Below are 23,813 nucleotides of genomic sequence, written 5' to 3'. Positions count from 1 at the left end.
TGCCTATTGTATTAAATCAAATTGTGAATATTTGATTATTTTTTATTGATATTTGGGCATGAGGGGTTGCAGAAGTTACCAAATGTTCGTTTGTGAGTTCTGAGAATAGATTTTACCATTTACTCATTCTTAAATTTTATGGTAAATTTTTTCTAAATCTTTGGCGATTTCTTCAGACGAAAACTTCTTGATATAAAGCTTTCCTTTGCTAACCAATTCCTTTTGTAGCGAATAATCTTCTAATATTCTCTTTATTTGTTTTGCCAAATCCTGAATGTCGTAAGGATTTACATAAATTGCGCCATTGCCACCAGCTTCCTCGAGACAAGAACCCGTTGCCGCTATTACTGGTACTCCCGAGTGCAAGGCCTCTACAATAGGAATTCCAAAGCCTTCAAAAATAGATGGATAAACTGTCAAAGTTGCATTTTGATATAAAGCTGGTAAATCTGCAAAGGGCACACCATTGATGATACGAACTCCCTTAAGATTTTTTTGTTGAATATACGCTTCAATTTGATTCTGATAAGCACTTTTTCCTCCTACAAGTACCAATTCCACATCTGTATTTTGGAGTTCTTCAAAAGCTTTTACCAACGTAAGTTGATTTTTACGGTCGGCAATAGTGGCAACACATAGGATATAGGGCTTAGATAAATGGTATTTTTGTGTAATAGTAGAAAGTAACTCTGATGACAACTTATTGCTAAAAGCAACATCACAATCTTGATATACCACTTCTATTTTAGAAGGATTGATATGTAGCATATCAACAATATCATTTTTGGTTTGCTGACTGATGGCAACCACACAATCAGCTTTCTCACAAGCGGATTTAAACTTTTGCTTATAAATCCAGCGGTCAATCGTGGGATATAACTCTGGATAGCGGATAAAAATTAAATCATGGATGGTCACCACAGTTTTGATACCTGTATTTTGGATTTGCCAAGGTAATTCATTGCTCAAACCATGAAAGATATCAATGTTGTCTTTTTGGAGTTGTTGGTTAATACCCCAACTTCTCCATAGTGGTTTTGGCATAGAAGTTTGTGGTAACTCAATATGCAAACGTTCATTAAATTGCACTTTGCTATTAAGTTTTGGGGTGTAGGCAAAATATTCATGTTGCGAATGAGATGCTAACAAAGATTGAATAATAAATCGGCTATAGTTTCCTAATCCTGTAAAATTTTGGAAAGCTCGTTTTGCATCAAATCCTATACGCATACTCTTTGGGGCTAATGGGGAATACTGTTAAAAAACAAAATTACCTAAACTTTCTGGCTACGAGAATGTATTTTTTCAAAAATGTGTTATAGCAATCAGGCATCTTATTTTCATAAGTAGTTTTACGAACCATATCAATCGCTTCAAAATTGTGTAACTTTGTAGTTCGATAAAAAAGTGCTTTAGAAATTAGTAAATAACTTGTCTGAGAACCACCATCAAACAAGGAAATTCATTAGAATGGACGGAATTCAAGAATATACATTACCAAACGGTATTCGAATTGTACATCGCCAAGTAACGCATACAGCGATTTCACACATGGGTTTGATGCTCGATATGGGTAGCCGTGACGAAAAACCTCATCAACAAGGCTTGGCACACTTCTGGGAGCACATGGCTTTTAAAGGAACAGACAAGCGTTCGTCATTACAAATTATCAATCGCCTTGAGGTAGTCGGAGGGGAGTTGAATGCTTATACTACCAAAGAAAAAATCTGTTTTCATGCTTCAGTACTAACTCCTCATTACGAGCGAGCATTAGAACTTTTATCAGATATTACTTTTCATTCTGTATTTCCTGACAAGCAGGTAGAGCGTGAGCGTGGTGTAATCCTCGAAGAAATGTCGATGTATTACGATTCTCCAGAAGATGCCATTCAGGATGATTTTGATGATATTATCTTTTATAATCATCAACTAGGACGTAACATTTTAGGGACACAAGAAAGTGTGAACGGTTTTGCCCGTCAAGACTTACTTGATTTTATTGCTGAAAATCTGGACACAAGTCGTATTATTTTCTCATCGGTGGGTAATATGCCTTTCAAAAAAGTAGTGGCTTTGGTAGAGAAATATTTGAAAAATATTCCTGCCAAGAGCTCTAGCTTGGTACGCACTCCTCCAGCTATTTATATGCCCAAAAATGTCGACCACAAACGTAGTATTACGCAAGCACACGTAGCGATTGGTCGTACTGCTTATGAAATTACTCATGCGCAACGGTTGCCTTTTTTTATGCTTATAAACCTATTGGGTGGACCAGGGATGAATTCACGTTTGAATTTGGCGGTAAGAGAAAAGAATGGCTTGGTATATTCGATTGATGCAGGCTATACGCCATTTATTGATACAGGCTATTGGGGAATTTATTTTGCAACAGAACCAAAGCATTTGAAAAAAGCCAATGCTTTAATTTTAAAAGAACTAAAAACGCTTCGCGAGGTACCTTTAACCAAAACACAATTGCACAATACCAAAGAGCAATTAATGGGTCAGATGGCGATGTCTGAAGAAGGAAATATGAGCTTTATGCTTATGATGGCCAAAAGTCTGTTGGATATTAATCGTATCGATACATTAGAAGAGCTTTTTGCTCAGATTCGAACTGTTTCGGCTACACAGCTACAGGATTTAGCCAATGAGCTTTGTAGAGAGGAAGATTTAAGTTATTTGACCTTCCTTCCTGAGAATTAGAATTTACCATTTTTTAAGTTACTTATAATGAGCGATTTATGGTTTGATGTGTTTTTCTGAAATCCTATTGTTTGAGCCGCAGGCGAGTTTAGGATTTCTTGACTTTCTTTTGTTACTTTTCTTGTGTCAAGACAAGAAAAGTAAGGTGTGGCGAAGGGGAATTTTGTTTTTTTCGACAAATACCAAATGAAATTATTAAATATGCTTTCAAAAGGAAAGAACATTGTCCATAGCACAAATCTCAATCTTACGAAGGTGGCACCTCTTCTAATAGTTACAACAGTAGCTATATTTCATGTAATTCACAGTTGAACATAACAATGACAAAACAAGAACTTTTCGGACAAATTTTGTCCAAAAAATCCTATTTATGCGTTGGTCTTGATACCGACATCCAAAAACTTCCAAAGCATTTGTTGGATACAGAAGATCCCATTTTTGAATTCAACAAGCAAATTATTGATGCTACCAAACAATATACAGTAGCTTACAAACCTAATATTGCTTTTTATGAGGCTTTTGGCGCAAAAGGATGGGAGAGTCTTCAAAAAACATTAGCCTATATTCCCAAAGAATGTTTTACTATTGCTGATGCTAAAAGAGGCGATATTGGTAATACCTCAGGATTGTATGCAAGAGCCTTTTTTGACCCAAAATCTTCAGGGCTTGATTTTGATTCGGTAACTGTAGCGCCTTACATGGGAGAAGACTCTGTGACTCCTTTTTTGACTTTCCCTAACAAATGGGTTATTCTTTTGGCGTTGACCTCGAATGGCGGTAGCAAAGATTTTCAAACGCTTTCTGTAGGAAACAAAGCCTTGTTTGAAGAAGTGTTAACCAAATCACAAGAATGGGGCACCGACGAGCAACTGATGTATGTGGTTGGGGCTACCAAAGCAGATATGCTTGCACAAGTACGTGCACTTGCTCCTGAACACTTCTTGTTAGTACCTGGCGTTGGTGCGCAAGGTGGAAGCTTAGAGGAGGTTTCTAAATACGGTATGAATAGCACTTGTGGCTTATTAGTAAACTCTTCTCGTGCAATTATATACGCTTCTTCGGGCGAAGACTTTGCACAAAAAGCTGCCGAAGAAGCACAAAAAGTACAAGCCGAAATGGCTCAGTATTTGGATTTGTATTTGAAGAAATAAAAAATACTTCAATAGTGGGATCGGCAACTAATCTAAGATTTTATTCTTAGATTAGTTGCCGATTTTTTTATCCCAATTATCGAAATATATTAACTATATGAAAAAATGTTAATATATTTGTTTGTTGATATATAGACTTAAAATATAAGAATAAGACTTCATTTGTATTTTACGAAATCATGAATGAGATTCTATTATAAAAACCACTTGGTTATTGAACATGAAGCTTGAAAGACTCATAACAATTGCGATTCCATTCTCGATTATATCGGGGATTATGAATATTTTGGGGATAAAATTATTCGGTGTCGTTACCACCAATGTCACAGGTTTGTTTAGTCTGGGTGTACAATGGTGGAGTGACAACGGACATCAGTTTCCCTTAGCTCTTACAATATATATATTGAGTTATCTTTTTGGATCATTTTTTAGTTCATGGTGGTATCATAGTTATCAGTTAGTCCCCAAAATGTGGAAAAAACTCATCACACCAAGTGTGAACTTGTCAATAGTGCTTTTCGCTTATTTCATGAAAGAGCCCTTTATTCCCAGTTTGGTATTTGCTATGAGTAATCATAATGCTTTCGCTTCCAATTTTACTTGTGCCAAAGTAAAACCTTCTCAACTCACAGGTTTAGTGATGGATTTGGGAGTAGAATTATCAAAACTAAAATTCACTAGTTCCGAATCGAGAAGATGCCTTTGGGATAGCATACTAACACGACTTACCATCATTGTATTTTTTACGGTAGGAGCACTAATAGCGGTAACAAATCAAACCATGGGTCTTATGCTAGTTGTAGTAATATTTTATCTGGGGGTTATAGCGAGTGTAGTGCTACGAAAGTTTTAACCAAAGCCAGCTTTTTTCTGGTTATCGAATTAAAAAGAGATATAAAACGAGTGTTGTTGGAAAATTTAAAAGGTAAGTCTAAAATTTTCTAATGTTACCGAGATACAAACATGAGTCATCCCTAATTTATCAATTTAGTGATTATTTTTAATCTACATTTTACTAGTAGAGACGCTAAGCTTTGCGTCTGAAGAGGTGTCATGTTAAAATATAGTATCAAAAAAGGCGTTCGAAATGAGTTTTTCGAACGCCTTTTTGATAAACTGTCAAGATAATTCTATCATCTAGTCTAAATCTTGAAGCCTGATAAACAGAAATAGAACACGTTTTCTAAAATTCGGGTGACTCATGTTTCTGTTTATAATTTTTTAATATCAGTAAGGAATAAAATCAAGAACACTATCGTCGGTCAGGATTTGATGCCTTGTTACCCAGTCTTTTAAATCTTTGACATGTTCATGTTTGACAATTACTTGAACCTTTTCACGGTTCTCTTTTAAAATCAGGAATGCCGTGCTCAAGAATTTTGAATAAGTTACATAAAAAACATCTTCAGGACGGTATGGCATAGAAAAGGGTTTATTAATTTGGCGAGATCTCATATTCATATATTAATGTTAAGTTTTGGTTTTACTCATCCTTGTGTGATACGCAATAGTTTTACAATTGTCAATCGAACCATCAATCCACCATTCTGGCGGTATTGTAATATCTCTGATAATCCCTCTTTCAGTAAGCTTTACGCAAGCAACTTTATATTTGTGTAGGTTAATAATGTCTTTATTTGTGATAATTCTGCCAGAATCCTTATCACGGTAAATAAACTTATAATTCATCGGTTAGTATTAATTCATGGGTTGCTATTGAATTTCAAGAAAAAGAAGGTTTATTGATGAAATTTCTTTAGTAATAGGTAAAATGACCTTGTTTTTGAACTGGTGCAATACTAATATCAAAAAAAGCAAAAAACAAGAAAAAAAGCTTAATTTATTACTTGTGTATATTTTTCGTCGTAAATCATTATATATTCAACAATTATCATTGTTGGGGTTCTTGATTGAAAAGTAGCGAAATTGTAGTTGAAATTGAGGGAAAAAAGGAAAATAAGTTGGTGTTAAAAATTTGTGCTTTAAAAGGTTTTTTCTGCGCCAATAAGATATAGGGCTAAAATATTGGCATGAAACTTGTCTTTATAGATATAACGCCAATAGATAGTAAAATTGCAAGTAGAAGTGTCAGTTCATGAGGTAATTTTAGTATTTGTTAGATTTTTTGAAAAAATTTTCAAAAAAAAGTCTTATAAAATTTGTTTGGCACGCTTATTGTTAATACATTTGTAATGTAGATCAAGAACAACAAAATGAAGATTTACAAAGTGAGCTAATTAGGCTTAAAATTTAGATTAGAACTAGAAATTGAAGAACGTTTCAATTTAAAAATATTCAGGTTAAATATTGACCCCTTTTTCAACGTGGTGCCGCACACACTACTAGAATGGCGATTGAGCCGCTACTCAATCGCCAAAAAAAGATTCAAGATTGGTTACATAAATCAATCGAGTTAGTAAAGTCTTGTGACTCGAAAGCAAAAAACTTTAGAGCTTTGGCTCAAGGGTGGATTACCCAAAAGATAACTACTTAGGCGGATTGCGTAAAGGCTCGGAGCATTGCTGCGGGTCTTTATTATTTTATACCCATCCCAAAATTCCTCAATTAAGTATTTCCTGTTATTTTTTAGCTTTCCCAATCTTTTTCCTTTTATCTCATCCACAAATCTTTAATTTTAATATATTTTTTCTAATCCAATAGTGTTGGTGCTTTTGGGATAGATAAAATCTTACTTCAAACTAAAACTAAATTACCATGAAGCAATTTTTCCGAAATCTTCCAACACTCATGTTGGTCGCAAGTGCATTTTTGACTCAACCAATCTTTGCTCAAAAGCTTTCTCCACAAAAAATCAAAGCGCTCCAAAAAGAAATTATCGAGGAAGTTGATAAAAGAAAAGAATTTTCTGCGCAGGTCAATGATATGATTTTCAGTTTTGCCGAATTAGGTTTTCAAGAAACTGAAACCTCGCAGTATTTGATTAATCTTTTAGAAAAAGAAGGCTTTACGATTCAAAAGGGTATTTCTGGTGTCCCAACGGCATGGATTGCTACTTGGGGAACAGGTAAACCTGTCATTGCCATCGGATCGGACGTCGATTGTATTCCAAAAGCTTCACAAAAACCTGGTGTGGCCTATCACGATCCAATTGTGGATGGTGCCCCTGGGCACGGAGAAGGTCATAATTCTGGGCAAGCACTGAATATTACTTCGGCGTTGGTTCTCAAAAAAATCATGGAGCGAGAAAAACTCTCAGGAACCTTGATGCTTTGGCCTGGAGTTGCAGAGGAATTGGTTGGGACAAAAGCTTTTTATATTCGTGATGGTTACTTTAAGGATGTTGATGCTTGTATTTTTACCCACGTCAACAGCAATTTGAGTGTAAAGCACGGCGATGCTGGTAATAATGGGTTGGTTTCGGTAAAATTCAACTTTGAAGGAGAAGCTGCTCACGCTGCGGCCAATCCTTGGCGTGGCAAAAGTGCCCTCGATGCCGTAGAATTGATGAATGTAGGTTGGAATTACAAAAGAGAACACCTTTTGCCAACTCAGCGCTCACATTATGTGGTGGTAAATGGTGGGGATCAACCCAATGTAGTTCCCTCTAAAGCATCAGTTTGGTATTATTTCAGAGAGCGTACTTATCCTAAAATCAAAGAACTATATGATTTTGGAAAGAAAATAGCCCAAGGAGCCGCTATGATGACCGATACTAAAGTCTCGTGGGAGGTACTAGGAAGTGCATGGCCTGGACATTTTAACAAACCTATTGCCGAAAGAGCTTTTTCACATATCAAACGTGTAGGCTTACCAACATGGTCAGATGCCGATCAACAGTTAGCGAAGGGGATTCAGCAGGAGCTAAGCTCGCCTGAACAAAAAGGACTTCGTGCCGAAATAGATACCGTACTTGAGGTTGTAGGTTCAATGGGTGGAGGTTCAGACGATATTGCTGATATATCTTGGTCATTACCAACAATTGTATTGGGTTATCCTTCGAATATTCCAGGTTTGCCGGGGCACCACTGGGCTAATGCCATATCGATGGCTACACCTATTGCTCACAAAGGAATCACAGCAGGAGCAAAGGTGGAGGCGCTTACAATTTTGGACTTGTTAAACGAACCAAAGTTGATTGAAAGCGCATGGGATTATTATAAAAATGTACAAACCAAAGATGTTAAATACGAACCATTGATTGCGCCTACAGATAAGCCAGCAATTGCTATTAATGCTAATATCATGGAAATTTACCGTCCCAAACTCAAGCAATATTACTTTGATCCTACTAAATACAAAACTTATTTAGATCAACTAGGTATTCAGTACCCTACTGTTCGAAAAGTAGAACAAAAGAAAGACTAAGTTTTTTAAAATAGCGCAATATTGCCTCCTAGTGACTTCTATTGCGCTATTTTTCAAATGAATGAAATTTCATTATTAACGTTGAATTAGCTTATATTAACGTTGAGAGTAGGAAATAAGATTGTACCTTGAATCAAATTTTAAGAGTTAGTCATAAAAAATCCATCTTTTATGTAAATCTTAGAAAAATACTAAACAATTCCATTGTAGATAAAATTAATTCTACTAACTTTGAATTGTCAGAGGTTCACAATTGTGGCGGCAAGCGTGAATATTAAGACAAATTTTAATTTATGTTAATAATAAAAATAAAATAACTGTGGCGGCAGTGATGTTTATTGGAATTATTAAACGACAATAGCCTAAGTAATCTTAAAGTAATCCTCTAAAATAGGATAACTAAAAAAAACAAGAAAACCCTTGGAGTGGCGGCTTCGAGGGTTTCGTTTTTTATAAGGTTTAAGTAAGCTTTTCCTTTGAAAAAAAAACAAAAGTACTTTTTAGACATAAAAAAATCGACTCCCATTTCTGAGAGTCGATTTTCTTTTTTATTTTACTTTCAAGACTAATCCACCCAGTGGAGGAAGATTAATCGGAATTGAATACGCTTTTCCTTGCCAAGAAACTTCTTCTGCAAAGATTGGTTCAGGATTAGTTTTTCCACTTCCTCCAAACTTAGCATCGTCAGAGTTTAATATCTCCTGCCAAACACCTTGCATTGGTACCCCAATACGATAATTATTATGAGGAATTGGTGTGAGATTCAAGACCACAATGAGCTGCTCTTTGTGCGAATCCCCTTTTCTGGCATAAACTACTACCGAGTTGTTGCGATCTGATGTATCAATCCATTCAAAGCCTTCTGGAGCAAATTGCTTATCAAACATTGCATGTTCGTTACGATAAAGAAGATTTAGCTCTTTGACCAAATTTTGAACTCCTTGATGATACCCATGGTCTAACAACCACCATTCAAGACTTTTTGAGAAATTCCATTCTGATGTTTGTCCAAATTCTCCACCCATGAATAATAATTTTGTACCTGGGTGGGTAAACATGTAGGTAAACAACAAACGCAAATTGGCAAATCGTTGCCATTCGTCACCTGGCATTTTACCTACCAATGATTGTTTGCCATATACTACCTCATCATGAGATAGAGGCAACATAAAGTTTTCGGTAAACGCATATACGGTCGAGAATGTCAGTTGGTCTTGGTGATATTTGCGATACATTGGGTCTTTTTCGAAATATTTCAAAGTATCATTCATCCAGCCCATCATCCATTTTTGACCAAAACCTAAGCCTCCTGTATATACTGGGCGAGATACACCAGTAAAGGAAGTTGATTCTTCAGCAATGGTTTGTACATCTGGGAATTCGGCATAAAGAATTTCGTTGAGCTCACGGAACAACGAAATAGCTTCAAGGTGATGATTGCCACCAAAAATATTTGGTTCCCATTCGCCATGATTCCGTGAATAATCCAAATAAAGCATCGATGCCACAGCGTCTACACGTAAGCCATCGGCATGGAAACGCTCTAGCCAATAAATAGCGTTTGAAATCAAGAAACTACGAACTTCATTGCGACCATAATTGAAGATATACGATTTCCAATCAGGGTGATAGCCTTTGCGCATATCTGGATGCTCAAAAAGGTGCGAGCCATCATACTCATATAGTCCATGGGCATCGCCAGGGAAGTGTGAAGGTACCCAGTCGAGTATGACACCAATATCATTTTTGTGACATTGTTCTACCAAATACATAAAGTCTTGTGGTGTGCCAAAACGCGAAGAAGGAGCAAAGTATCCTAATACTTGATAACCCCACGATGGTTCGTATGGGTGTTCCATTACTGGCATAAACTCGATGTGCGTAAATGCCATTTCTTTTACGTAAGAAACTAACTGGTCAGCTAGCTCAACATAAGAGAGTTTGTCTTCCTCACCTTTACGACGCCATGAGCCAATATGTACCTCATAAACAGACATTGGAGCCGAAAGCGAGTTTTTATTTTTACGAGTCGCCATCCAATCGGAGTCTGTCCACTCATACCAGTTATCCCATATAATCGAAGCCGTTTTAGGAGGTATTTCGAAGTAATGTGCATAAGGGTCGATTTTTTCGAGTTTACGACCGTCATTTGCTTCGATACAATATTTGTAAGCTTCACCTTTACCAATATAAGGGATGAATCCTTCCCAAATGCCAGATTCGTCCCAGCGGACAAAAAGATGGTGAGAGTCTTTATTCCAATAGTTAAAATTACCAATTACCGATACGCTTTTTGCTGAGGGAGCCCAAACAGCAAAATAAGTACCCTTTACGCCCTGATATTCAGTGATATGAGAACCCAGTTTTTCGAATAATCTGAAATGCTTTCCAGATTTAAACAAAGAAATATCAAAATCCGAGAAACGAGTAAACGTTTCTACATTCTTTAATTCAACTGAAGGAGTAGCGGGTGTTTCATCAACAACCACAATCGTTTCTACGACTGGTGTCTCTTCAGTAGTTTTTTTTGAGACTCTTTTTTTTGCGGGAGCTTTGGTTACAGCTTTTTCTTCTTCAGATTGAGTTTTTGCCTTGGTGGTCTTAGCCATATTTTCTGAAATGGTTAATGGATTAAATTTCAAAAGGAACTAGATAGACTTTGGTAAAGATAGAGGTTGTCATAGTACAATCATTCAGAATAGGGGAAAATTTGACATTTACATTGATTTCGTACTGCATTTTTAAATTTTCGACTACTCTTTTTAGAGGTGATAGTTTGATATATCATGCAAAATTCTGAAGGAAATAAATAAATTGGCTTTGGGCTTTGAGCTATCTGCCATCGAATTAGTCACAATCAATAATCTATTGATTTGTTATTACTGCTAAAGTAATATTTTTTAAAAGTTTTTCACAATTTCAGTTCGATTTATTCGTATTTGCTTGAGGCAATGACAGCCCAAATTTCCATGAAAGAATACGAACTACAAAAATGACAAATATGGTAATTTGGTTTGAATATGACTCGATACTTGATATTTTTTTGACTTGGTAAAATGTAAAAAAGCCTATTAAACAAGCGGTTGCATATATTTCTTTTCGAAATAATACAGGGATTTCATTGAGCAATACATCCCGAATCACACCTCCAGCACAGGCAGTGCAGGTACCTAATAAAAAACTACTCAATACTTCATTATTTTCAGAAATACCTCTTTGGTAGCCCAATACATAAAAACATCCTAAACCCAGTGCGTCAAAAATCTGTAGCGGAATATCTACTTTGGGAATCCACGTTGCAAAAAGAATAGCAATAATGGCACTGACTAAAATAATAAAAATTAGAGCCTCGTCATGAATCCAACGTACAGGCTTGCCTAAAAATACGTCACGAAGGGTACCACCACCTACGGCGGTTACAAAAGCGATAACGATGACTCCAAACCAATCCAAACGTTTTTGAATACCAGCATAAGCTCCCGATATACTAAAAGCTACAGTGCCTAATATACTGATGATTTTATAGAGGTTCTCCATAATAGTTATTGAGTGATTTCTGAATGAGTGAGTTAGTGATTGATGAATTCTTGTTGAGTAACTTATGGTTCTAAATAATGAATAAATCACTCAATCACCCACTCACTCAATATTAAAAACTATACGAATACGTGTGTTTTATTTCTTTCAAAACGAATGTAGTGTTGAGGACACCAATGTTTTCGAGTTTTGAAAGTTTGTATTTAACAAAGTCATGATATTCGTCGAGACTTTTGATATAAATCTTTAGTAAAAAATCTACTTGGCCTGCCATGTGATAGCATTCGTGGATTTCTTCTAATTGCTGAACGGCCTGTTCAAATTTCTCAATGAACTCTTCATTGTGATAGCGCATAGATACCTGACAGATACACATAATAGGGTTATCGAGCAAGGTTTTATCAACAATTGCTACATATTGCTTGATATATCCAACGCTTTCGAGGCGACGAATTCGCTCATAAACTGGCGAGATTGTTAGTCCCAATTGATTGGCAATTTCTTTGGTTGTGACTTTAGCATCTTGTTGTAAAATCCTTAGGATTTTTTTGTCTATTTCGTCTATTGCTTCCATAAAAGTAATTTTTTCTACCCAAATAATATTTTGTCTTCTTGGAAAAGTAAAAATTATGGTAAAAATATTATAATAAAGTAATTTTTATTGAAATTGTCTGCTTTGTTTGATAAATATAACTGATAATATAAATTTGTGCCAATATAATTACTGTAAAAGTTATTCTTGTCAGTAATATTTTTGAATTACACTCATCAACTACTATGGCAAAAGACAAAATTTTAGTAATTGGCGCCAATGGTCAAATTGGTACGGTATTGCTCGAGCAATTACGTAACATACATGGTACCGACCAAGTAATTGGTTCGGATATAGTAGCCCCTCGTGATGACAATGGTCTGTTTGTGGTATTGGATGCCACCAACGTTTTGGCTTTGGTCGAAACCGTTCACCGTTATGGTATCACTCAAATTTACCATTTAGCAGCAGTGCTTTCTGCCAAGGGTGAGCTTGACCCACTTCGTGCTTGGGAACTTAATATGCGTACCCTCTTCAATGTTTTTGAAGTAGCTCGTGAAGTAAAGCTCGATAAAGTATTTTTTCCTAGTTCAATCGCCGCATTTGGCGATAGCGCTCCACAGTACGATACACCGCAAGCTACTTATTTGGACCCATCAACGGTGTATGGTATCAGTAAAGTAGCTGGCGAAAACTGGGCTGGTTATTATCATAAACGTTATGGTGTAGATATTCGCTCTTTGCGTTATCCTGGCGTAATTAGTTATCAATCAATGCCTGGTGGAGGCACTACAGATTATGCTGTCGAAATATTCCACGAAGCAGTTCAACATAAGCCATATACCTGCTTTTTGCATGAAGACACGCTTTTGCCGATGATTTATATGGACGATGCGATTCGTGCGACGCTCGAATTAATGGAAGCGCCAGTTGAAAATATTCGTGTTCGTAGTTCATATAATTTGGCTGGTGTAAGTTTTACTCCTGCGCAAGTAACTGCCGAAATAAAAAGGTATTATCCTGATTTTGAGGTACAATACCAACCAGATTTTAGACAAATGATTGCTGATTCATGGCCCAAAAGTGTGGATGATACTGCTGCTTATCAGGATTGGGGATGGAAACCACAATTCGACTTGGCACGTATGACACAGGTCATGATTGAAAAATTATCTGAAAAATACCAACAAAAACTCTTAATTACTCAATAATAACCAAGTATTATTTATGTACGGAAGTGTAAAAGAGGCTCTTCAACAAGAGTTAGATAGCATTAAAGAGGCTGGACTATACAAATCAGAGCGTATTATTGTGAGTCCTCAAGCTGCTAACATTCAAATCAATACAGGTAAGGAAGTACTCAATTTTTGTGCTAACAACTACCTAGGGCTATCGTCTCATCCAGAGGCGATTAAAGCGGCACATGAGGCAATTGATACTCATGGATTTGGTATGTCTTCGGTACGCTTTATTTGTGGAACACAAGATATTCACAAAGAATTAGAGCAAAAAACTGCTGAGTTTTTGGGTATGGAAGATTGTATTCTTTATGCCGCAGCATTTGATGCCAACGGAGGTGTATTTGAGCCATTATTGAACGAGCAAGATGCCATTATTTCTGATGAACTAAACCACGCTTCAATCATCGACGGTATTCGTTTGTGCAAAGCAAAACGCTTTAGATATAAACACAATAATATGGATGACCTAGAAGAGCAATTAAAAGCAGCTCAAGGATGTCGCCGTATTTTGGTGGTAACAGACGGTGTGTTTTCGATGGATGGTACAATCGCTCAGTTAGATAAAATCTGTGATTTGGTTGAGCAGTATGGTGCCATGATTATGATTGATGAATGTCACTCATCGGGCTTCATGGGTAAGACTGGTCGTGGTACACATGAATTTAAAAATGTAATGGGTCGTATCGATATCATTACTGGGACTTATGGTAAAGCCCTTGGTGGTGCATCAGGTGGATTTACGGCAGCTCGTAAAGAAATCGTAGAGATTTTACGCCAACGTTCTCGCCCATATTTGTTTTCAAATACGCTTGCTCCTGCTATTGTTGGTGCTTCTATCAAAGTATTAGAGGTATTAAGTAGTTCGACTGCATTGCGTGATAAATTAGAGGCTAATACAAAATATTTTCGCCAAGCTATGACCCAAGCAGGCTTTGATATTTTGCCAGGCGAGCACCCGATTGTACCGATTATGTTGTACGAAGCCAAACTTGCGCAAGAATTTGCTGCACGTTTATTAGAAGAAGGTATCTATGTGATAGGGTTCTTTTATCCAGTTGTGCCACAAGGAAAAGCACGTATTCGTGTACAAATTTCGGCAGGCCATGATATGGAACATCTTGAAAAAGCAGTGGCAGCTTTTACCAAGGTAGGTAAGGAGCTTGGAGTTTTGAAGGCTTGATAAGGCGTTTGTGATTATTTTATAAAAAATAGTAAAAAACATTTAGTGATTTGACATGAATCACAAGTGTTTACATAGTTTTAATAAGAGGCATTTATTAACTTTGTGTCTCATAAACAACAATTTATTATTTATTCGGGATAGGTAGTAAAAAATCCCCCTTGCCATTTGGTAAGGGGGATTTTTGTTACATTTTCATTTTCTCAATTTCTCTAATAACATTAACAATCCCTTTTAGAGGAATTTTGACCCAGTCGGGTCGGTAACTAATTTCATAACCTAATTCATAAACTGCTTTTTCTAGCAAATAAATCAGGAGTAAAAAGTTAATTTCATTATTGTTTTTAAATAGCGGATGCGGATGTCCAAAAGTTTCTAGATATTTTTCTAGATAAGTTTGCATAATTAAACGATACCAGCGATCGGCAGCCGTTTGTACTCTAAAAGCATCCATATCTGCTGTTTCCTGAGTATTGAGCATCTTTGCCGAAATGGCATAATGATAACTACGAATCATACCTGCTACATCCTTGAGTGGCGAGTGCATGATTTTCCTATCAGTGATAGAACTTTCGGGTTCGCCCTCAAAGTCGATAATAATATAGTCATTGGCAGTAGCCAAGACTTGTCCTAAGTGATAATCTCCATGAATACGAATCCGAAGAGAATCCAAATCCTTGGTTAGAATTTGGTCAGCAAATTCATCAATTAATTCTTTTGCCTCCATAAAATCCCAAGCCAATTTGCGGGTAACAGGATCTGTAATACTGGTATATTTTTCTATCAATAGATTATATCGACGATCCAATAAATCACATAAGCGTTTATGGATAAATTGGCGATAAGTATCATCAAACTTTTGGGTAGCAAACATCTGATCAGCATCTGGCGCATATAAGGCTAAGTGCATTTCGGCGGTACGTTGTGCCAATAATTCTACCTGATTAAAAACATCTTCTTTAATGGCAAAAGTTTTATCCACAAAAGCAGATACAAAAGCACTGAGTTGATTACCTGTCATTTCCCAAGTATCGGCCTGATTGTCTACCATTCGTTGCATCATGCCTAGGGTAATTTCGCTTTCACCCTCTTGTTGCCACGTGATGCTACCAGCAAAGGCTGGAATAAAAGCAAAGTCAGAATGCTCAGTCAAAAACTCGATCATTTCTACTTCAGGATTTGTCTCCTTAAATAGTTTTCGATAAAGTTTGAGAAAATATTTTTCTCCAAAAACCATCGCCGAATTAGAAGAAGATAAGGTTAGGGCCTTTGAAGTAATAGGAGCGTTGATATCTTCGCCCGACAACCCTTTTCCACGAACAAAATCCACCTTCCCTTCTTGTTGATAGATAGATTCGGCATGAGAGATTTGATAAAAAAGTGCTTGTTGAAAACGTTCATCATACAAGGCATCAATCACAAAACCACGTTTTTCGTTGATATATGCCAAGCTAATAATGCCCACAGGAGCAATAGCCTTTGATTGTGAGGCTTCGATAAATGATACAGGAAGTAAATAACGCTCAATCTCCAGATTGTCATAACCTACTTCTACAATGCAAAGCAAAGCAATAGAGTCTTTGATAGGAATTTCGAGTGCTGAAGCAATTTTAAAATACTGCTGAATTCGAGCTTTACCTGCAAACCATCGACAGCTATTCATATAAGAGGGGAGAATTTCGGTCTCGAATTTTGAAAATAGCGCCTTGTCATTTTTGATATCCTCCCAAGCCTTTAAAGAGCTGAGATTTGCCGAGGTGATTTCATTCATAGTTACTTGTTTACAAAAATGGTATTTTAATGGCTTAAATTTAGAATATATTTAGGTGAAAAAAAAGCATTATCATTAGTCCAACATAGCGATTTAAGAATAGAAAAATACTAATTGTTGTGAAACCTAAAGCTATTTTTCGAGAGATAAAAAATGTTTGGGTTGGGATACAAAAAGTAACTCAGCAAAAAAAGAAATAGATAATTTGTGATTTATGGCTAGATATAAAAATGAAACCTAAAGTTTTTTGAAAAATAATTATTTCATAATCAGTCTATTATGAAATAGTTTTACATTTTTTGTGAAAAACATTTGGAGTGAATGACTTAAAGCCGTAATTTTGCACCACGAAAAACGACAAGGAAACACATTCCAAGCGTTTTTAACCTCATTAGGTCCGTTCGTCTAGGGGTTAGGACACGTCCCTTTCACGGATGAAACACGGGTTCGATTCCCGTACGGACTACAAATATTAACAAGAAGGCGTTAATATTTTATTAGTATTTTTTAGTTTAAGTTAGTCATTAGGTCCGTTCGTCTAGGGGTTAGGACACGTCCCTTTCACGGATGAAACACGGGTTCGATTCCCGTACGGACTACAAGTAAGTATTTCTTATATCAAAATTACCAAATTAGTACCTTTCGTAAAAGAGGGGTACTTTTTTTTTGAGTATACACCTAAGTATTCTGATAAATAGATGATTAAATGGAGCATAATTCATGTTTTAGGACATGATTTTTTTCTATTCTCCATTATGCACTTATTTATTCTCCAGCGACCCCCTCCATTCTCCAAATTTGTTTTTTCATGTGTTTTCATGAATTATGCTGTCTATGTCTCATCACTCTAAATTTTTCAGTGAGACAAATACATCTAAAACATGAATCTACACTATAACTTTCTAGTTATGGAAATTCGCTTTTGCGAAGACGGCAAACAGCCAAATTCAAAAGGATTGGTTAACCTAAAAGTGGGGATTGCACTTGAAGGCTATAAAACACAATGGACTGCATCTGGAATTCAGGTGCCCAGTAATACCTTTGATACCCATTTTCAGGTATGCACCAGTAAAAATGCACAAATAGATAAATCTAGTCTTGAGTTTTACAACAATCGCTTAATTAATCTTAGAAAGAAGTTTGAAGCTATAAAAATGAGCTTTGAATATGAGAGAATAGCCTATTCTCCAGATGATATTATTCGACAGTTCAGAAATCCAGTACTTAAACCGATTACCTTTTTAGCTCTAATTGAAAAGACTCTCGCTGAATACACAATTCATTTAACCCACAATACAATCAAAAGTCATAAATCAACTGCTGAGAATGTTAAGGAGTATATTACATACTCTAATCAATCAACTATTCTCGCCAGTCAGGTAAATACAGATTTTCTAAGAAAACTTGAAATTTATTTCAAAACTATCCATGTGCCTAAATCGCATTCACATGGATCAAAAATGAAATCCACCTCCATCAAAAAAATAATCACATTTATAAAAAAGATCATAAGTTTTGGAGTAGAAACAGAAGTTCTTAATGCTAAGGCGCTTAAGTACAAGGTTAATACCAACGACGTTTCTCAGGATTACTCGCACCTTACTCAAGAAGAGGTACAATCACTTGAAAAGCTTTCTCCCTTTGTTTCTAAAAAATATCAAAAGGTAATTGATAGCTTTCTTTGGATGTGCTATACTGACCAGAGCCATGTAGATACAAGTGGTTTGAGTGAGGCACAGATTCAAAAGTTAGACAGTGATTTAAGCGACTTAACAATGTTGGGAGGGAAGAGGTCAAAGACTAAGATTGACTATTCCGTAGTAGTTAATGACAAAGCTCTGATTTTAATCGAAAAATATGGCAGTATTGAGAATGTACCTGTTCTACATTTAACGACTATAAACGAGGAACTCAAGATTGTAGGTAAATTATTGGGGTTCAAGATAAGCCTATCGACCAAAATTGCAAGAAGGACTTTTGGTCAGTATTGGTATAAGAAAACAGACATAGCAGATAAGTTCGTATCCAGAATGTTGGGACATAACAAAGCTGATACTAAAAAGTATTATGTAAACCTAGACATGGAGGATGTTGCCCATACTGTAAAAACTGCGAAAGTGCTTAATTAATTTGGATTATATCAATTACTTTTGCTATCTAAAATTCAAACACCGTTATAAATGAAAAAATTAATGTATCTACTACCATTACTATATTTAACCCCCTATTGCATCTCAGATACGTGAAAGCTCTATACTATTTCACATTACAAATTATTATTAAACGTTCATTCCTAATTTTATTCAAAATGAGATTTTTTAGCCTATTAATTAGTGCGGTACTATTGTTCACATCATGTTCAAACGAAGAACCTGTAATTGCAGACTTTGAGTTTGTTGAAAAAGAAAAAGGTTTAGTTCTATTTACCAATAAATCTTCAGGAGCCGAGACCTATGAATAGGATTTCGGCAATGGGCAACGGTCAAGCGAAAAGAACCCAAGTTTTCAGTATGATACGAATAAGTAGTATGTTGTCAATTTAACTGCCAAAGGCGCTGGAGGTCAGAATACAAAGCCTAAGTCTATCAAAATATCATCGATACCAGCTCCTGTGATGATTAGTTTTGATTATGTCGAAAAGGATAATGGTTTTGTAACTTTTACAAACAAATCAATTTGATGACAATAAGGAGTTTTCTGTAAAACTTACTGGAAAGGGTGCTGGAGGGACTGCCAGTGACACCAAAACAATTAAGGTATCAAAGGTTATAGAACCAAGTGACTTGCTAATTGGTAGCTACTCTGGAAGTCTTAATTTTACTTGCTGTTATCTATCCACGGTTAACTCACGATCTGCAAAGCTTAAAGTTGTTAAAGTAGATAAGAATACAGTTAGTGCAGAACTTATACAGTATGAAACTTATTTTAATGGTAGGTACTACATATGCCTGAATTAAATTACCTGTTACGATATAACGAATGCTTCTATTTTTTGAGTTATTCGATATAGCCGTCTCCCATTTAGGTAAAAGCTCTCTTACGAAAGAGTAATTTTGAGGCATTTTTTGCGAAGTTCCTTTGATAGAAAAAATCCTTTCCGAATTACTTCCTGAGATGGACGGGAATGAGAGTAATCTTCTTGAGGAAGCTATTGCAATACGAAGCCCTATATTGGATGGCGAAAAAGGTTTATCTTTTGTTGGATTAATTCTGAATTCTAAGCAGGTGGCTAATACTCTAGTTACGCTTCCATTTTCGTAATTATTTTCTGGAAATAGTAGAGGCATTCCAACTTGGAAGAAACTTACAATTTCTTTAACGTAAGATAATTCATTTGCCGATTTTCTTTTACAATCATTGATGGATGACTCCTCAGACTCTTCTAGCTCAACTAACCTTCCCTGAACATAGGACTCTAAAGCAGCAGGAAGTCCTTTTTCTGCTTTTTCTTGAGCTTCTTGAATGATTTGGTTTTCTCTATCCTCAAGGTCTTTTTTCGTGACATTCTTGCTGATAAGCTTCAAAAAGACATAGACTCCCAACAGTGAACCTAAACCAATTGCAATCACCAGAATACAAAAGGCAAAAAAGTAGAATCCAAAGTTTTTCATAAATCAATTATTTGGTCTTGTAACAGAAGGTATTCGTTCCCACTTTCATCCGTGGCTAGAAAGTATCCATTGTCCTCTTTGAAACTTAGGTTTTCGTTTGGTAGAAGTATCCTATAAGCCAAGTTCATTTTATTGGGAAATGTCCTTTCTTTATTTTCTAAAGTGACCTCTTTTTGAGCTTGTATGTACAAATCACGTGGGTAAATATCATCTGAAAACTTCTGTTCATTAGACTGCTTGACAATTGCTCTTGGGAAATACTGCCAAAACGAGGGTGGTACGTACTTGTATTGATGATAGATAAGAAACACATCATTACAATTGATTCTATTGTACGCCAAGAGGTCAATATACTGCGGAAAATTTCTTACGTTCCCAGTTATACGAGAGCCCACATCGTCTAGTATGGTGATGGCATTCTTCAAGGTAAGAGCCTCCTGACAAAAGTCCTGAACCCTGTTACCTCTATCTCTTACCACTGCCCAGCAGTAATAATCCTCCTTACTAGCACCATAGCTTTGAATTTCATCGACTGTAATGACCTTGTAATTTGGGAGTACAAAGTTGGGGTTGATGAAACCAATCGCTTTTTTAATACCTGCGGGCTCAAAAGACTCATGCCACATAGGGTCAAAAATCAATACCTTTTTGATAAGTTTCTTCTGCATGGCCATTGCTTGAATGATATAGGCAAGCTGAAGCACTGTTGTGGTCTTAGCTGTTTTTTGAGCACCCACAACAAGCCAGTTAAAGGCTTGTTGCTCAGCATTAGGAGGACTATTGGACAAAGCTTCTTGAATGCGCTTGTACAAATGATAATCCATAGAGGGGGACTCCGCACAACGCTCCCATCATTTTTTACGAGAGAAACACTTTTTATGGAGAGGAAATAGTGATATTGGAGAGGGTGTTTAGTGCGAAGCTGGGGTGAGGTTATATAGTAGAGTGGTTTAGAAGTTAGTTTTTTGCGTGAATTTTAACTTTTAAACCTTACTATTTTGGGAGAACCTTACAGAGTTACTTTTAGACGATTAAATAATAAAACGTGAAAAAGTCAAATAAATTTAAAAAATGCAATTTTTTCTTTAAAAATGGCATGATTATTGGTTAGTTAGTATGGTATATAACCATATATTATATTAATTACTATTCCTTGCTTTCAGAATGTTTGAATTGTATCATTGGTAATGTTGCATTTTATTTTAATGATTTTTTAAATGTTAAAATTAAGATGAAAACTCAAATTAACATTTCTTGGAAAGTCGCTCCTCTCAATTCAAGTTCCAATAGATAATATTTGTGGAATACCTATCTAATAAATTATGCTATCAAAACACCAATTTCATAAAAATTGTGTTTATCAAATTATATTAAACCTATAACAAAAACTCAAATAAAATAATATTTACATACGTAAAACTCCTTTACCATGAATTTGATTAATGAGAGTATCATCTCTTCCCTAGTCTGAAAACATCATTTGGAAGTACGATATTTTCGTTTCTGAAATTTCTGTTTTAGAAATGATGACTAATTGTGATTGATAGAAAATTTGACAAAATATATGAAAGGTTAATCCAAGAAATGCCACTTGACTTTTGCTTTATTAGAAGTTCGAATTAAGTGAATGTGCTGAGTGAATACTTTCTATCAAATCAAATGTGTGATTTTTATAACTAAGATATAATTCCGCTAATTTTTAAAGAGTAAGTATATTTCGCCTTAATATGAAAATAATACAGAGAAGTCAGCAACGTGCTAAAATCATGATTGTTGAAGATGAATTAATGTGCTCTAAGTATATTAATTCAGTAATAACCGCTGAAAATTTTGAAAATATTGGTACAGCCCAAACCTTAAGGGACGTTGAGATTCTTTTTGACCTCCATCAGCCAGACTTAATAATTTCAGCTATATGTTTAGCTGATAATACTATTTTTGAAATAATACTTCAAGATAAATATCTTAAAGTACCAATTCTTTTTATCACTGGGATATTAGAAGATGATAATATAAGTAAATGTAGTAAACATCAGAAAAGTATTCTTCTTTCAAAGCCATTACACAAGTATAGTTTGTTGTCTTCCATACAACTATTGCTGAATGTATTTCCACCCGAACATCAACATTACATAGAAGTTATTCATAGTAATCATCAGGTAATAAAAATTATGATTAATGAAATTCTTTTTGTTGAGGCTGAAGGTAACTATACTTCAATTCATACAGTAAATAATAAGGTTTATACTAGAAAAATCACACTTAAAACTGTCCAGAAAGAATTGAGTAATACATTCATTCAAATAAATAAGTCGCATATAGTAAATACTTCTTTTATCAAAAGACTTGAATTAGGTAAAGGGAATTTATTTCTTATTAATCAAAAAGTAATTAAAATAGGTAGAAAATATCGTAAACAGCTCGATCAGTTTATTCTTAGAGAGTCATGATTATTAATTCGGGTATATCGAAAACCTCATCATTTGTAGGAATTATTTATGGATTGAAATTTATTACTTCTTGTTGATTATATCATTACCTAATAAAATAACTCTTCAATTAGTTACAAGTGATTAATTGAAGAGTTATTTTTAATTAATACATATACGTAATATGATCAGTGTATAGCCAAGATTTATACACTAACTATATTACGTATATACATTGCAGTTTGTCACCAATTATATGTATTTTATCACCATTTTACATATATATGTCTTCCATAGTTTTGTTTCTTATTGGGTACTTTTAAGTGAAAACATAGATACCATTATTCTCTCATACTTGGCATTTTAACTCTTCACTATTGCATTTTGTCACCATTGAATGCTTGTTATCATCTTTTTTGAGACCAATGGTGGGTTGTCTCAGTATTAATAGTGTGATTACCAAAGCCACATATTAAAGCTATGCAAAAAGAAAATAAAGGTATATATCTCGTAAAAACGTTGATTATTACAAGTAGTGACACTGAGTTTCTTCACATAAAATCATTCTTAAGTGATGAGAAATTTGAAGCTTTAAACATAGTATCAGATGTATACAAATTAAATACATACAAAAATGAAGCATTACCAGATTTAATCATTTGTGATTTTCAAATTTTAGACAAATCAATTATTGAAATATTATCAAATAATTTTTTTTTAGAGGTTCCTATTTTATTTATTTCAGGGGAAGCTGTTGAGGATAAGGTTTTTGAGCTTGTCAAAATGCATCCCAGAAATTTGTTTTTAATTAAACCTTTACATGAACTTACATTTAAAACTTCATTAAATCTACTATTGAATGCATATCCGCCTCGGAGTCGAAATTATGTAGAGGTTATCAATCGAAACCATCAAATATTAAAAATTCGCTATGAGGAAATTCTTTATATTAAAGCTGAAGGTAATTATACGTTTATTAATACCATAGATCGTAAGGTTTTTGCTAGAAAGAAGCCTCTTAAAATGCTTAAAGAAGAGTTAGGAAATACTTTTATTCAGATTAATAAGTCTCATATCATTAACATGACTTTTATCAAGCGTGTTGAACTGGGACGAGGTATTCTTTTGGTTGATGACAAAGAGGTTAAAATAGGGCGTGCATTTAGACGAAAATTAAACCAGTTTTTAAAAAAGCCCTAAAAATAACGAAGAAGTCATCTTGACTTTTGGTAGAATTGCTTAAAAATAAAAAAGGTTGTTGATATTTGTTTTGCGAACCATACCAAAGCAACCTTTTTATGTACTACGTACTCAGCAAAGATATAATAG

At 35.2% G+C, this 23,813-nt stretch carries 18 protein-coding genes and 2 tRNA genes; 11 read left to right on the top strand and 9 right to left on the bottom strand.

Annotated elements, in window-relative coordinates:
• Positions 1–129: 129 nt before the first annotated feature.
• Positions 130–1,230: a glycosyltransferase family 4 protein gene (locus QM491_RS03045; RefSeq protein WP_283325770.1), complete on the bottom strand. Its 1,101-nt coding sequence runs from the start codon at positions 1,228–1,230 to the stop codon at positions 130–132.
• 240 nt (positions 1,231–1,470) lie between these two features.
• Between QM491_RS03045 and QM491_RS03040 the strand changes: the two genes are divergently transcribed.
• The 3 genes from QM491_RS03040 (at position 1,471) to QM491_RS03030 (ending at position 4,710) form a co-directional block, all read left to right on the top strand.
• The gene (locus QM491_RS03040) at positions 1,471–2,706 is read left to right on the top strand and encodes a M16 family metallopeptidase (RefSeq protein ID WP_283325769.1); all 1,236 of its coding nucleotides are present in this window, start codon (positions 1,471–1,473) and stop codon (positions 2,704–2,706) included.
• Between the two features lie 320 nt (positions 2,707–3,026).
• Entirely contained in the window at positions 3,027–3,857 is an 831-nt protein-coding gene (pyrF, locus tag QM491_RS03035; protein WP_283325768.1) for an orotidine-5'-phosphate decarboxylase, read from the top strand.
• A 220-nt stretch (positions 3,858–4,077) separates the two neighbouring features.
• On the top strand, positions 4,078–4,710 hold the full coding sequence (locus tag QM491_RS03030; RefSeq protein ID WP_283325767.1) for a DUF1275 family protein: 633 nt from the start codon (positions 4,078–4,080) through the stop codon (positions 4,708–4,710).
• A gap of 374 nt (positions 4,711–5,084) precedes the next feature.
• On the opposite strand, the gene QM491_RS03025 is transcribed toward QM491_RS03030, so the two are convergent.
• Complete coding sequence (locus QM491_RS03025; RefSeq protein WP_283325766.1) at positions 5,085–5,318, bottom strand: hypothetical protein; 234 nt, start codon at positions 5,316–5,318, stop codon at positions 5,085–5,087.
• A 9-nt stretch (positions 5,319–5,327) separates the two neighbouring features.
• Entirely contained in the window at positions 5,328–5,546 is a 219-nt protein-coding gene (locus tag QM491_RS03020; RefSeq protein ID WP_283325765.1) for a hypothetical protein, read from the bottom strand.
• A 1,026-nt stretch (positions 5,547–6,572) separates the two neighbouring features.
• On the opposite strand from QM491_RS03020, the gene QM491_RS03015 reads away from it, so the two are divergent.
• Complete coding sequence (locus QM491_RS03015) at positions 6,573–8,183, top strand: amidohydrolase (protein WP_374761244.1); 1,611 nt, start codon at positions 6,573–6,575, stop codon at positions 8,181–8,183.
• A 548-nt stretch (positions 8,184–8,731) separates the two neighbouring features.
• Here the strand turns inward: QM491_RS03015 and glgB are convergent.
• The 3 genes from glgB to QM491_RS03000 form a co-directional block, all read right to left on the bottom strand.
• On the bottom strand, positions 8,732–10,792 hold the full coding sequence (gene glgB / locus QM491_RS03010; RefSeq protein WP_283325764.1) for a 1,4-alpha-glucan branching protein GlgB: 2,061 nt from the start codon (positions 10,790–10,792) through the stop codon (positions 8,732–8,734).
• A gap of 310 nt (positions 10,793–11,102) precedes the next feature.
• A complete protein-coding gene (locus QM491_RS03005) occupies positions 11,103–11,720 on the bottom strand; it encodes a trimeric intracellular cation channel family protein (RefSeq protein WP_283325763.1) in 618 nt (205 codons plus the stop codon).
• Positions 11,721–11,832: 112 nt separating this feature from the next.
• On the bottom strand, positions 11,833–12,294 hold the full coding sequence (locus QM491_RS03000; RefSeq protein WP_095160424.1) for an Lrp/AsnC family transcriptional regulator: 462 nt from the start codon (positions 12,292–12,294) through the stop codon (positions 11,833–11,835).
• A 203-nt stretch (positions 12,295–12,497) separates the two neighbouring features.
• Here QM491_RS03000 and QM491_RS02995 point away from each other — a divergent pair, with 203 nt between their 5' ends.
• Together QM491_RS02995 and kbl are read left to right on the top strand one after the other, a co-directional pair.
• Positions 12,498–13,463 (top strand): NAD-dependent epimerase/dehydratase family protein, encoded by a 966-nt coding sequence (locus QM491_RS02995; protein WP_283325762.1) that lies wholly within the window; start codon positions 12,498–12,500, stop codon positions 13,461–13,463.
• A gap of 16 nt (positions 13,464–13,479) precedes the next feature.
• On the top strand, positions 13,480–14,673 hold the full coding sequence (kbl, locus tag QM491_RS02990; RefSeq protein ID WP_283325761.1) for a glycine C-acetyltransferase: 1,194 nt from the start codon (positions 13,480–13,482) through the stop codon (positions 14,671–14,673).
• Positions 14,674–14,860: 187 nt separating this feature from the next.
• Here the strand turns inward: kbl and QM491_RS02985 are convergent, their stop codons facing one another.
• Positions 14,861–16,444, bottom strand: a complete 1,584-nt coding sequence (locus QM491_RS02985; RefSeq protein ID WP_283325760.1) for a putative maltokinase — start codon at positions 16,442–16,444, stop codon at positions 14,861–14,863.
• 394 nt (positions 16,445–16,838) lie between these two features.
• On the opposite strand from QM491_RS02985, the gene QM491_RS02980 reads away from it, so the two are divergent.
• The 3 genes from QM491_RS02980 to QM491_RS02970 all read left to right on the top strand — a co-directional run bounded on the left by QM491_RS02980 (position 16,839) and on the right by QM491_RS02970 (position 18,573).
• Positions 16,839–16,910: transfer RNA gene (locus tag QM491_RS02980), tRNA-Glu, on the top strand.
• Between the two features lie 61 nt (positions 16,911–16,971).
• Positions 16,972–17,043: transfer RNA gene (locus tag QM491_RS02975), tRNA-Glu, on the top strand.
• A gap of 309 nt (positions 17,044–17,352) precedes the next feature.
• On the top strand, positions 17,353–18,573 hold the full coding sequence (locus tag QM491_RS02970; RefSeq protein ID WP_283325759.1) for a phage integrase SAM-like domain-containing protein: 1,221 nt from the start codon (positions 17,353–17,355) through the stop codon (positions 18,571–18,573).
• Positions 18,574–19,290: 717 nt separating this feature from the next.
• On the opposite strand, the gene QM491_RS02965 is transcribed toward QM491_RS02970, so the two are convergent.
• Positions 19,291–20,055: a hypothetical protein gene (locus QM491_RS02965; RefSeq protein WP_283325758.1), complete on the bottom strand. Its 765-nt coding sequence runs from the start codon at positions 20,053–20,055 to the stop codon at positions 19,291–19,293.
• A complete protein-coding gene (locus QM491_RS02960; protein WP_283325757.1) occupies positions 20,052–20,879 on the bottom strand; it encodes a hypothetical protein in 828 nt (275 codons plus the stop codon). The genes QM491_RS02965 and QM491_RS02960 overlap by 4 nt, the downstream gene beginning before the upstream one ends.
• Positions 20,880–21,782: 903 nt before the next feature.
• Between QM491_RS02960 and QM491_RS02955 the strand changes: the two genes are divergently transcribed.
• Together QM491_RS02955 and QM491_RS02950 are read left to right on the top strand one after the other, a co-directional pair.
• On the top strand, positions 21,783–22,505 hold the full coding sequence (locus tag QM491_RS02955) for a LytR/AlgR family response regulator transcription factor (protein WP_283325756.1): 723 nt from the start codon (positions 21,783–21,785) through the stop codon (positions 22,503–22,505).
• A gap of 459 nt (positions 22,506–22,964) precedes the next feature.
• Complete coding sequence (locus QM491_RS02950) at positions 22,965–23,684, top strand: LytR/AlgR family response regulator transcription factor (RefSeq protein ID WP_283325755.1); 720 nt, start codon at positions 22,965–22,967, stop codon at positions 23,682–23,684.
• The last annotated feature ends 129 nt before the right edge of the window (positions 23,685–23,813 follow it).

This window comes from Flectobacillus longus, from assembly GCF_030056705.1.
GTDB lineage: Bacteria > Bacteroidota > Bacteroidia > Cytophagales > Spirosomataceae > Flectobacillus > Flectobacillus longus.
The sequence above is the reverse complement of the archived record's forward strand: the minus strand, read 5'-3'. Positions and strand labels throughout refer to the sequence as shown.

What these genes read in the sequence shown, in the direction of transcription:
- QM491_RS03045 (WP_283325770.1), bottom strand. Translation starts at nt 1,230, where the DNA reads ATGCGTATAGGATTTGATGCAAAACGAGCTTTCCAAAATTTTACAGGA.
- QM491_RS03040 (WP_283325769.1), top strand. Translation starts at nt 1,471, where the DNA reads ATGGACGGAATTCAAGAATATACATTACCAAACGGTATTCGAATTGTA.
- pyrF (WP_283325768.1), top strand. Translation starts at nt 3,027, where the DNA reads ATGACAAAACAAGAACTTTTCGGACAAATTTTGTCCAAAAAATCCTAT.
- QM491_RS03030 (WP_283325767.1), top strand. Translation starts at nt 4,078, where the DNA reads ATGAAGCTTGAAAGACTCATAACAATTGCGATTCCATTCTCGATTATA.
- QM491_RS03025 (WP_283325766.1), bottom strand. Translation starts at nt 5,318, where the DNA reads ATGAATATGAGATCTCGCCAAATTAATAAACCCTTTTCTATGCCATAC.
- QM491_RS03020 (WP_283325765.1), bottom strand. Translation starts at nt 5,546, where the DNA reads ATGAATTATAAGTTTATTTACCGTGATAAGGATTCTGGCAGAATTATC.
- QM491_RS03015 (WP_374761244.1), top strand. Translation starts at nt 6,573, where the DNA reads ATGAAGCAATTTTTCCGAAATCTTCCAACACTCATGTTGGTCGCAAGT.
- glgB (WP_283325764.1), bottom strand. Translation starts at nt 10,792, where the DNA reads ATGGCTAAGACCACCAAGGCAAAAACTCAATCTGAAGAAGAAAAAGCT.
- QM491_RS03005 (WP_283325763.1), bottom strand. Translation starts at nt 11,720, where the DNA reads ATGGAGAACCTCTATAAAATCATCAGTATATTAGGCACTGTAGCTTTT.
- QM491_RS03000 (WP_095160424.1), bottom strand. Translation starts at nt 12,294, where the DNA reads ATGGAAGCAATAGACGAAATAGACAAAAAAATCCTAAGGATTTTACAA.
- QM491_RS02995 (WP_283325762.1), top strand. Translation starts at nt 12,498, where the DNA reads ATGGCAAAAGACAAAATTTTAGTAATTGGCGCCAATGGTCAAATTGGT.
- kbl (WP_283325761.1), top strand. Translation starts at nt 13,480, where the DNA reads ATGTACGGAAGTGTAAAAGAGGCTCTTCAACAAGAGTTAGATAGCATT.
- QM491_RS02985 (WP_283325760.1), bottom strand. Translation starts at nt 16,444, where the DNA reads ATGAATGAAATCACCTCGGCAAATCTCAGCTCTTTAAAGGCTTGGGAG.
- QM491_RS02970 (WP_283325759.1), top strand. Translation starts at nt 17,353, where the DNA reads ATGGAAATTCGCTTTTGCGAAGACGGCAAACAGCCAAATTCAAAAGGA.
- QM491_RS02965 (WP_283325758.1), bottom strand. Translation starts at nt 20,055, where the DNA reads ATGAAAAACTTTGGATTCTACTTTTTTGCCTTTTGTATTCTGGTGATT.
- QM491_RS02960 (WP_283325757.1), bottom strand. Translation starts at nt 20,879, where the DNA reads ATGGATTATCATTTGTACAAGCGCATTCAAGAAGCTTTGTCCAATAGT.
- QM491_RS02955 (WP_283325756.1), top strand. Translation starts at nt 21,783, where the DNA reads ATGAAAATAATACAGAGAAGTCAGCAACGTGCTAAAATCATGATTGTT.
- QM491_RS02950 (WP_283325755.1), top strand. Translation starts at nt 22,965, where the DNA reads ATGCAAAAAGAAAATAAAGGTATATATCTCGTAAAAACGTTGATTATT.